The sequence below is a fragment of the Streptomyces sp. NPDC057543 genome, assembly GCF_042801895.1.
Taxonomy (GTDB): Bacteria; Actinomycetota; Actinomycetes; order Streptomycetales; family Streptomycetaceae; genus Streptomyces.
The window spans coordinates 1-7,592 of the sequence record NZ_JBHVFF010000355.1; the positions used below are offsets into that span (position 1 = coordinate 1).

The window sequence follows — 7,592 nt, forward strand, 5'->3', positions numbered from 1 at the left end:
GGCGCGGGCCGTCGCCCGTACCCAAACGCTTCTCAAGGGCACCAACGGCATCGGTACGGTCCGCCGAACCGTCCTTCCGGGCGGCCTCCGCGTCGTCACCGAGACCCTGCCCTCCGTCCGCTCCGCCACCTTCGGGATCTGGGCCAACGTCGGATCACGCGACGAGACCCCCACCCTGAACGGCGCGACGCACTACCTCGAACACCTCCTCTTCAAGGGCACCGCCAAGCGCAGCGCCCTCGACATCTCCGCCGCCATCGACGCGGTCGGCGGCGAGATGAACGCCTTCACGGCGAAGGAGTACACCTGCTACTACGCGCGGGTCCTCGACACCGACCTGCCGCTGGCCATCGACGTCGTCTGCGACATGCTGACCGGCTCGCTCATCACCGCCGAGGACGTCGACGCCGAGCGCGGCGTCATCCTCGAAGAGATCGCCATGACCGAGGACGACCCGGGCGACTGCGTGCACGACCTGTTCGCGCACACACTGCTCGGCGACACCCCCCTCGGCCGCCCGGTTCTCGGCACGGTCGACACCATCAACGCGCTCGACCGCGGCCGGATCACCCGCTTCTACAAGAAGCACTACGACCCCACCCACCTGGTCGTCGCCGCCGCAGGCAACATCGACCACGCCACGGTCGTACGCCAGGTCCGCAAGGCATTCGAGCGCGCGGGCGCCCTGTCCCGCACCGACGCCGTCCCGGTCGGCCCGCGCATGGGCTCCCGCACGGTGCGCACCGCCGGCCGCGTCGAGCTGCTGAACCGCCGGACCGAGCAGGCCCATGTCGTCCTCGGCATGCCGGGCCTGGCCCGTACCGACGACCGGCGCTGGGCGCTCGGCGTGCTCAACACCGCCCTCGGCGGCGGCATGAGCTCACGCCTCTTCCAGGAGGTACGGGAGAAGCGCGGTCTCGCCTACAGCGTGTACTCGTACACCTCGGGCTTCGCCGACTGCGGACTCTTCGGCGTGTACGCGGGCTGCCGGCCCGGCCAGGTCCACGACGTCCTCAAGATCTGCCGGGACGAGCTCGACCGGGTAGCGTCCGAAGGACTGAGCGACGAGGAGATCGGCCGCGCCATCGGGCAGCTCTCCGGCTCCACGGTCCTGGGCCTGGAGGACACCGGCGCGCTGATGAACCGCATCGGCAAGAGCGAACTGTGCTGGGGCGACCAGATGTCGGTCGACGACATGCTGGCCCGGATAGCGCAGGTCACCCCCGATGACGTCCGCGCGGTCGCGGGCGAGGTCCTCGGACACCGCCCCTCGCTCTCCGTCATCGGCCCGCTCAAGGACAAGCAGGCCGACCGCCTCGACGAAGCGGTCTCCTAACCCACCCGTAAGGAAGCAGAGCAATGAGCAAGCTGCGTGTGGCCGTTCTCGGCGCCAAGGGCCGTATCGGATCCGAGGCGGTACGAGCCGTCGAGGCCGCCGACGACATGGAGCTGGTGGCCACCCTGGGCCGCGGCGACAAGCTGGAGACCCTCGCGGAGACCGGCGCCCAGGTCGTCGTCGAGCTCACCACCCCCGCGTCGGTGATGGGTAACCTCGACTTCTGCGTCCGGCACGGCATCCACGCCGTCGTCGGTACGACGGGCTGGACCGACGAACGGCTCGCGCAGCTGAACACCTGGCTCTCCGGCTCCCCGGAGACCGGTGTGCTCATCGCGCCGAACTTCTCCATCGGCGCCGTCCTCACGATGAAGTTCGCGGAGCAGGCCGCCCGTTACTTCGAGTCCGTCGAGGTCATCGAGTTCCATCACCCCGACAAGGTCGACGCCCCCTCGGGCACCGCCACCCGCACCGCCCAGCGGATCGCCGACGCCCGGCGCAAGGCCGGCTGCGCCCCGCAGCCGGACGCCACCGCCACGGCCCTGGACGGGGCCCGCGGAGCGGACGTCGACGGGGTGCCCGTCCACGCGATCCGGCTCCGCGGTCTCCTCGCCCACCAGGAAGTGCTGCTCGGCGGCGAGGGGGAGACCCTCACCATCCGCCACGACTCCCTGCACCACAGCAGCTTCATGCCGGGCATCCTGCTCGGCGCACGCCGCGTGGTGACCACTCCCGGCCTGACGTTCGGCCTGGAAAACTTCCTCGACCTGAACTGACTGAGCCCCCGCCATGCGCGCAAAGATCACTTACTTCGTCACCGCTGCCGTCCTGGTCTTCTACTTCGTCCTGGTCGGCAGCCGTGGCGTCCTGCTCATCAAGCACGGCACCCTGCTCACGGTCACCTTCGGGGTCGCGGTGCTGATCCTGCCGGTGATCGGGGTCTGGTTCCTCTGGAAGAACACCCAGTTCGTGGCGCGGGCCAATGCGCTGGCAGCGGAACTCGACGCGGAGGGCGGCCTGCCGGTCGACGAGCTGGTCCGTACCCCGTCCGGCCGCATCGACCGCGCCTCGGCCGACGCCGTGTTCGCACGGCGCCGCGAAGAGACCGAGGACGCCCCGGAGGACTGGCGCTGCTGGTTCCGCCTGGCCGTCGCCTACCAGGACGCCAGGGACACCCCTCGGGCCCGCAAGGCCATGCAACGCGCCATCGCCCTGCACACGAGGCCCGTCCCCGGACGGGTCACACCGGCCGGATCAGGTCCGTCCGGCGACTGACGACGAAACGGTTACCGGGTGGGCCCGGTAACCGTTTCCGTCCTCAGCGCCGCCGATACTCGTCCCCCCACGCCTCGACCGTGTCCGCGGCGCGGTCGAACGCCTCGCCCCGCGCCAGAAAATCCGCGTTGCTGTCGGTGAGCAGGGGCGCAATCGTCCCGCCACCCTGCCGTACGACGATGAGCGCCTGACCCTGAACCGTGCGCGGAAACCCGAGCCACTTCACCGGCTGCTGCACGGTACGGACGGCCGTGACCTGATTCCACGGCACGGTCGTCGTCGTGAAGAAGCCCACCCGCCGCACGCCGCGCCTGCTCACCCAGGCACCGAGCCGCAGCAGTCGCAGGGCACAGGCGATGACCACGAGCGCGAGTCCCAGACACACGGCGGCACCCGACAGTTCCCCGGCGAACGCGATGACCATTCCCGCGAGCAGGATGAACGACGCGAGCAGCAACATGGAGGCCGCAGCCGCGACCCGCCAGGGCCCGGGGCGGTACGGACGCCGCCACTTGTCGTGGTCGTCGAACGGCAGCGCGATGTCCTCAGCGCTCGCGTCAAACGCGCGGTCGGCCGTCAGAAAGGGCAGGGGCACGACTGATCCTCACTCACAAGCACGCTCGATTGCTGTGCCCGGTGAGGCTACCGAGGAGGTCACCGCCCGACCACCCCAGGGGGCCTGTACGGGTCAGTGCCCGTGGGCGGCCTCCGTCTGCTGGGAGTGCGACGGGTCCTGGGCGGGGCTCAGGGCAGGCAGGCCGAGGATCAGCGACCCTACGAGACCTGCGACGACCGTCAGCCCGATGAGAGAACGGCCGGCCAGCTGCGAGACGCTGGTGCGCTCACGCGGGGGCGGGGTGACGTTACTGCGGAATCGGTCGGCCTCGGCTACGAACGAGAACGGGACGGATTCACGCCGGCGGAACATGAGGAAACTCTCCTTGAACCTTGGTACGGATGCTGCTATTGAGTCAGACGCACGACAGACCCGTTCGGTGCCCTGAATCGTCGAATTCGTCGAAGAAATCCCGCCACAACCCTTCCAGCCCTCGTTGTCGGTGGCGGCCCGTAGAGTGGGCGCCGCCCGAGCGACGCAATTGGAAGGACCCCGCCGGTGACCGAGACCCCCGAGCCCGCAAAGCCCAGCTTCCGCAGCGATGTCACCGTTGAGCTGGTGAAACATGCCGCAGGCGACTCCGACGTCCTGTTCGCGGCCCGTGTCTCCACGGCCGGCGAACAGTCCCTGGAGGAGGTCACCAAGGACCCCGAGCGCTCCAAGGGGCTCATCAACTTCCTGATGCGTGACCGGCACGGCAGCCCGTTCGAGCACAACTCGATGACCTTCTTCATCAGCGCCCCGATCTTCGTGTTCCGCGAGTTCATGCGCCACCGCGTCGGCTGGTCGTACAACGAGGAATCGGGCCGCTACAGGGAGCTGGAACCGGTCTTCTATGTCCCGGGGGAGTCCCGCAAGCTCGTCCAGCAGGGGCGGCCCGGCAAGTACGAGTTCGTCGAGGGCACCCAGGCCCAGCAGGAGCTCACCGGCCGCATCATGGAGGACTCGTACCGCCAGGCGTACGAGGCCTACCAGGAGATGCTCGCCGCAGGAGTGGCCCGCGAGGTCGCCCGCGCGGTGCTCCCCGTCGGCCTGTTCTCCTCGATGTACGCCACGTGCAACGCCCGCTCGCTGATGCACTTCCTCGGCCTGCGTACCCAGCACGAGCTGGCCAAGGTGCCCTCGTTCCCGCAGCGGGAGATCGAGATGGTCGGCCAGCAGATGGAGGAGCACTGGGCCCGTCTCATGCCGCTCACCCATGCAGCCTTCAACAAAAACGGACGCGTAGCCCCGTAAGCGGTGTCCGTATTGCGACGTTTCGTGAAGTTCATCTAGGCTGATCAAACGGACCCGGCACTGCTTGAACCCCCGAGCAGGCAGTGCCGGGCTCCTACTGCGTGTCCCCCCGAGGGGGCATTGGGCGCTGAGCAACGAGTAGCGTGTTACCCATGGCTCCGATCTCCACTCCGCAGACCCCCTTCGGGCGGGTCCTCACCGCTATGGTCACGCCCTTCACGGCGGACGGTGCACTCGACCTCGACGGTGCCCAGCGGCTCGCCACCCATCTGGTGGACGCAGGCAATGACGGCCTGATCATCAACGGCACCACCGGCGAGTCCCCGACCACCAGCGACGCGGAGAAAGACCAGCTCGTCAGGGCTGTACTGGAAGCAGTGGGGGACAGGGCCCACGTCGTCGCCGGCATCGGGACCAATGACACCCGGCACAGCATCGAGCTCGCCCGCACGGCCGAGCGATCCGGCGCCCACGGCCTCCTCGCGGTGACGCCCTACTACAACAAGCCGCCGCAGGAAGGCATCTTCCGCCACTTCACAGCCATCGCCGACGCCACCGGGCTGCCGGTGATGCTCTATGACATTCCCGGTCGCAGCGGTGTGCCGATCGACACAGAGACGCTGGTACGGCTCGCCGAGCACCCGCGTATCGTCGCGAACAAGGACGCCAAGGGCGACCTCGGCCGCGCAAGCTGGGCCATCACCCGGTCGGGCCTGGCCTGGTACTCCGGCGACGACATGCTGAACCTGCCGCTCCTCTCGGTCGGCGCCATCGGCTTTGTCTCCGTCGTCGGCCACGTCGTCACCCCCGAGCTGCGCGCCCTCATCGAGGCGTACCTCGGCGGCGACGTCCAGAAGGCCACGGAGATCCACCAGAAGCTGCTGCCGGTCTTCACCGGCATGTTCCGTACCCAGGGCGTGATCACCACCAAGGCCGCACTGGCCCTCCAGGGCCTCCCCGCAGGCCCGCTGCGCCTCCCCCTGGTGGAACTCACCGCACAGGAAACGGCGCAGCTCAAGATCGATCTCGCCGCTGGTGGGGTACAGCTGTAACCACAGACTTCACAACTGAATAAGCGAAGAACAGTCGCAAGAGCGACAACACCAGACAACAGCAAGTGCACGAATGACATGCGCGCCACGTGCCCAAGCGGTACGTGGCGTGTGTGGTAAGGAGAGTCTTTTGAGTCATCCGCATCCCGAACTCGGCACCCCGCCGAAGCTCCCGAAGGGCGGCCTCCGGGTCACCCCGCTCGGCGGCCTCGGTGAAATCGGCCGCAACATGACGGTCTTCGAGTACGGCGGTCGCCTGCTCGTCGTCGACTGCGGGGTTCTCTTCCCGGAGGAGGAGCAGCCCGGAATCGACCTGATTCTGCCGGACTTCACCACGATCCGGGACCGTCTCGACGACATCGAGGGCATCGTCCTCACGCACGGCCACGAGGACCACATCGGTGGTGTCCCGTACCTGCTGCGCCTGAAGCCGGACATCCCCCTCATCGGCTCCAAGCTGACCCTCGCGCTGATCGAGGCGAAGCTCCAGGAGCACCGCATCCGCCCGTACACCCTCGAAGTCGCGGAGGGCCAGCGCGAGCGCATCGGAGTCTTCGACTGCGAGTTCGTCGCGGTCAACCACTCCATCCCGGACGCACTCGCGGTCGCCATCCGCACACCCGCCGGCATGGCTGTCGCGACCGGTGACTTCAAGATGGACCAGCTCCCGCTGGACGGCCGGCTCACCGACCTGCACGCGTTCGCCCGGCTGAGCGAGGAAGGCATCGACCTTCTTCTCTCCGACTCCACCAACGCGGAGGTCCCCGGCTTCGTACCGCCCGAGCGGGACATCTCCAATGTCCTGCGCACGGTCTTCGCCAACGCCCAGAAGCGCATCATCGTGGCGAGCTTCGCCAGCCACGTGCACCGCATCCAGCAGATCCTCGACGCCGCCCACGAGTACGGCCGCCGGGTCGCCTTCGTCGGACGCTCGATGGTCCGCAACATGGGTATCGCCCGTGATCTGGGTTATCTGAAGGTCCCCGCGGGCCTGGTGGTCGACGTCAAGACCCTCGACGACCTGCCGGACGACGAAGTGGTGCTGGTCTGCACGGGATCCCAGGGCGAGCCGATGGCCGCACTGTCCCGTATGGCCAACCGCGACCACCAGATCCGGATCGTCCAGGGCGACACGGTGATCCTGGCGTCGTCCCTGATCCCGGGCAACGAGAACGCGGTCTATCGCGTGATCAACGGCCTGACCCGCTGGGGTGCCAACGTCGTCCACAAGGGCAACGCCAAGGTCCACGTCTCGGGCCACGCCTCGGCCGGCGAGCTGCTGTACTTCTACAACATCTGCAAGCCGAAGAACCTGATGCCGGTCCACGGCGAGTGGCGCCACCTCAGGGCCAACGCCGAACTGGGCGCCCTCACGGGTGTCCCCAAGGACCACATCGTCATCGCCGAGGACGGCGTCGTCGTCGACCTCATCGACGGCAAGGCCAAGATCGTCGGCAAGGTCCAGGCCGGTTACGTGTACGTCGACGGCCTCTCGGTCGGGGACGTCACCGAGACCTCCCTCAAGGACCGCCGGATTCTCGGCGAGGAGGGCATCATCTCCGTCTTCATCGTGGTCGACAGCTCCTCCGGCAAGATCACGGGCGGCCCGGACATCCATGCCCGCGGCTCAGGCATCGACGACTCGGCATTCAGCGCCGTCGTGCCGAAGATCGAGGAAGCGATCAACAGGTCCGCCCAGGACGGTGTGATGGAGCCCCACCAGCTCCAGCAGTTGGTCCGCCGGACAGTGGGCAAGTGGGTCTCCGACACCTACCGCCGACGCCCGATGATCCTTCCGGTCGTCGTCGAGGTCTGACCCCGACAGGTGTGAACTCCGGAGCGGGGCCCCCGATTTGCATCAGGGCGCCCCGCTCCAGTACGTTTACGGCTCCGCCTGACCGGGAACCGCCGCGCGCAGTCGTGCGCAGTGGCCACCCGATGGGGGCGGGAATTCCGACTCAGAACTTCTGATAAAGTCGGATCCGCCGAAAGGCAAGGCCATTCCAAAGGCCGCCAGAATTCAAATTCGAACCGGAAACGGAACGAAAAAGAGTCTGGTAAGGTTGGAACCGCCGGA

At 67.9% G+C, this 7,592-nt stretch carries 8 protein-coding genes; 6 read left to right on the plus strand and 2 right to left on the minus strand.

Annotated features, from left to right (window positions below; genetic code table 11):
- The 3 genes from ACFU8Q_RS36705 to ACFU8Q_RS36715 all read left to right on the plus strand — a co-directional run.
- Positions 1-1,336: M16 family metallopeptidase (locus ACFU8Q_RS36705; protein ID WP_384463050.1), on the plus strand; the 1,336-nt coding region annotated here is incomplete at its 5' end.
- Between the two features lie 23 nt (positions 1,337-1,359).
- Positions 1,360-2,112: a 4-hydroxy-tetrahydrodipicolinate reductase gene (dapB, locus tag ACFU8Q_RS36710; protein WP_384463053.1), complete on the plus strand. Its 753-nt coding sequence runs from the start codon at positions 1,360-1,362 to the stop codon at positions 2,110-2,112.
- Positions 2,113-2,125: 13 nt separating this feature from the next.
- The gene (locus tag ACFU8Q_RS36715) at positions 2,126-2,611 is read left to right on the plus strand and encodes a hypothetical protein (protein WP_384463056.1); all 486 of its coding nucleotides are present in this window, start codon (positions 2,126-2,128) and stop codon (positions 2,609-2,611) included.
- A gap of 43 nt (positions 2,612-2,654) precedes the next feature.
- Here the strand turns inward: ACFU8Q_RS36715 and ACFU8Q_RS36720 are convergent, their stop codons facing one another.
- Positions 2,655-3,206: a hypothetical protein gene (locus ACFU8Q_RS36720; protein ID WP_384463059.1), complete on the minus strand. Its 552-nt coding sequence runs from the start codon at positions 3,204-3,206 to the stop codon at positions 2,655-2,657.
- A gap of 93 nt (positions 3,207-3,299) precedes the next feature.
- Complete coding sequence (locus ACFU8Q_RS36725; RefSeq protein ID WP_384463062.1) at positions 3,300-3,539, minus strand: hypothetical protein; 240 nt, start codon at positions 3,537-3,539, stop codon at positions 3,300-3,302.
- Positions 3,540-3,725: 186 nt separating this feature from the next.
- Between ACFU8Q_RS36725 and thyX the strand changes: the two genes are divergently transcribed.
- The 3 genes from thyX (at position 3,726) to ACFU8Q_RS36740 (ending at position 7,331) form a co-directional block, all read left to right on the plus strand.
- On the plus strand, positions 3,726-4,463 hold the full coding sequence (gene thyX, locus ACFU8Q_RS36730; protein ID WP_266749048.1) for an FAD-dependent thymidylate synthase: 738 nt from the start codon (positions 3,726-3,728) through the stop codon (positions 4,461-4,463).
- 152 nt (positions 4,464-4,615) lie between these two features.
- Positions 4,616-5,515, plus strand: a complete 900-nt coding sequence (dapA, locus tag ACFU8Q_RS36735) for a 4-hydroxy-tetrahydrodipicolinate synthase (RefSeq protein ID WP_384463065.1) — start codon at positions 4,616-4,618, stop codon at positions 5,513-5,515.
- Positions 5,516-5,645: 130 nt separating this feature from the next.
- The gene (locus ACFU8Q_RS36740; protein WP_384463067.1) at positions 5,646-7,331 is read left to right on the plus strand and encodes a ribonuclease J; all 1,686 of its coding nucleotides are present in this window, start codon (positions 5,646-5,648) and stop codon (positions 7,329-7,331) included.
- Positions 7,332-7,592: the final 261 nt, after the last annotated feature.

Coding starts and splice junctions, on each gene's coding strand:
- ACFU8Q_RS36715 (WP_384463056.1), top strand. CDS start 2,126: ATGCGCGCAAAGATCACTTACTTCGTCACCGCTGCCGTCCTGGTCTTC.
- dapA (WP_384463065.1), top strand. CDS start 4,616: ATGGCTCCGATCTCCACTCCGCAGACCCCCTTCGGGCGGGTCCTCACC.
- dapB (WP_384463053.1), top strand. CDS start 1,360: ATGAGCAAGCTGCGTGTGGCCGTTCTCGGCGCCAAGGGCCGTATCGGA.
- ACFU8Q_RS36725 (WP_384463062.1), bottom strand. CDS start 3,539: ATGTTCCGCCGGCGTGAATCCGTCCCGTTCTCGTTCGTAGCCGAGGCC.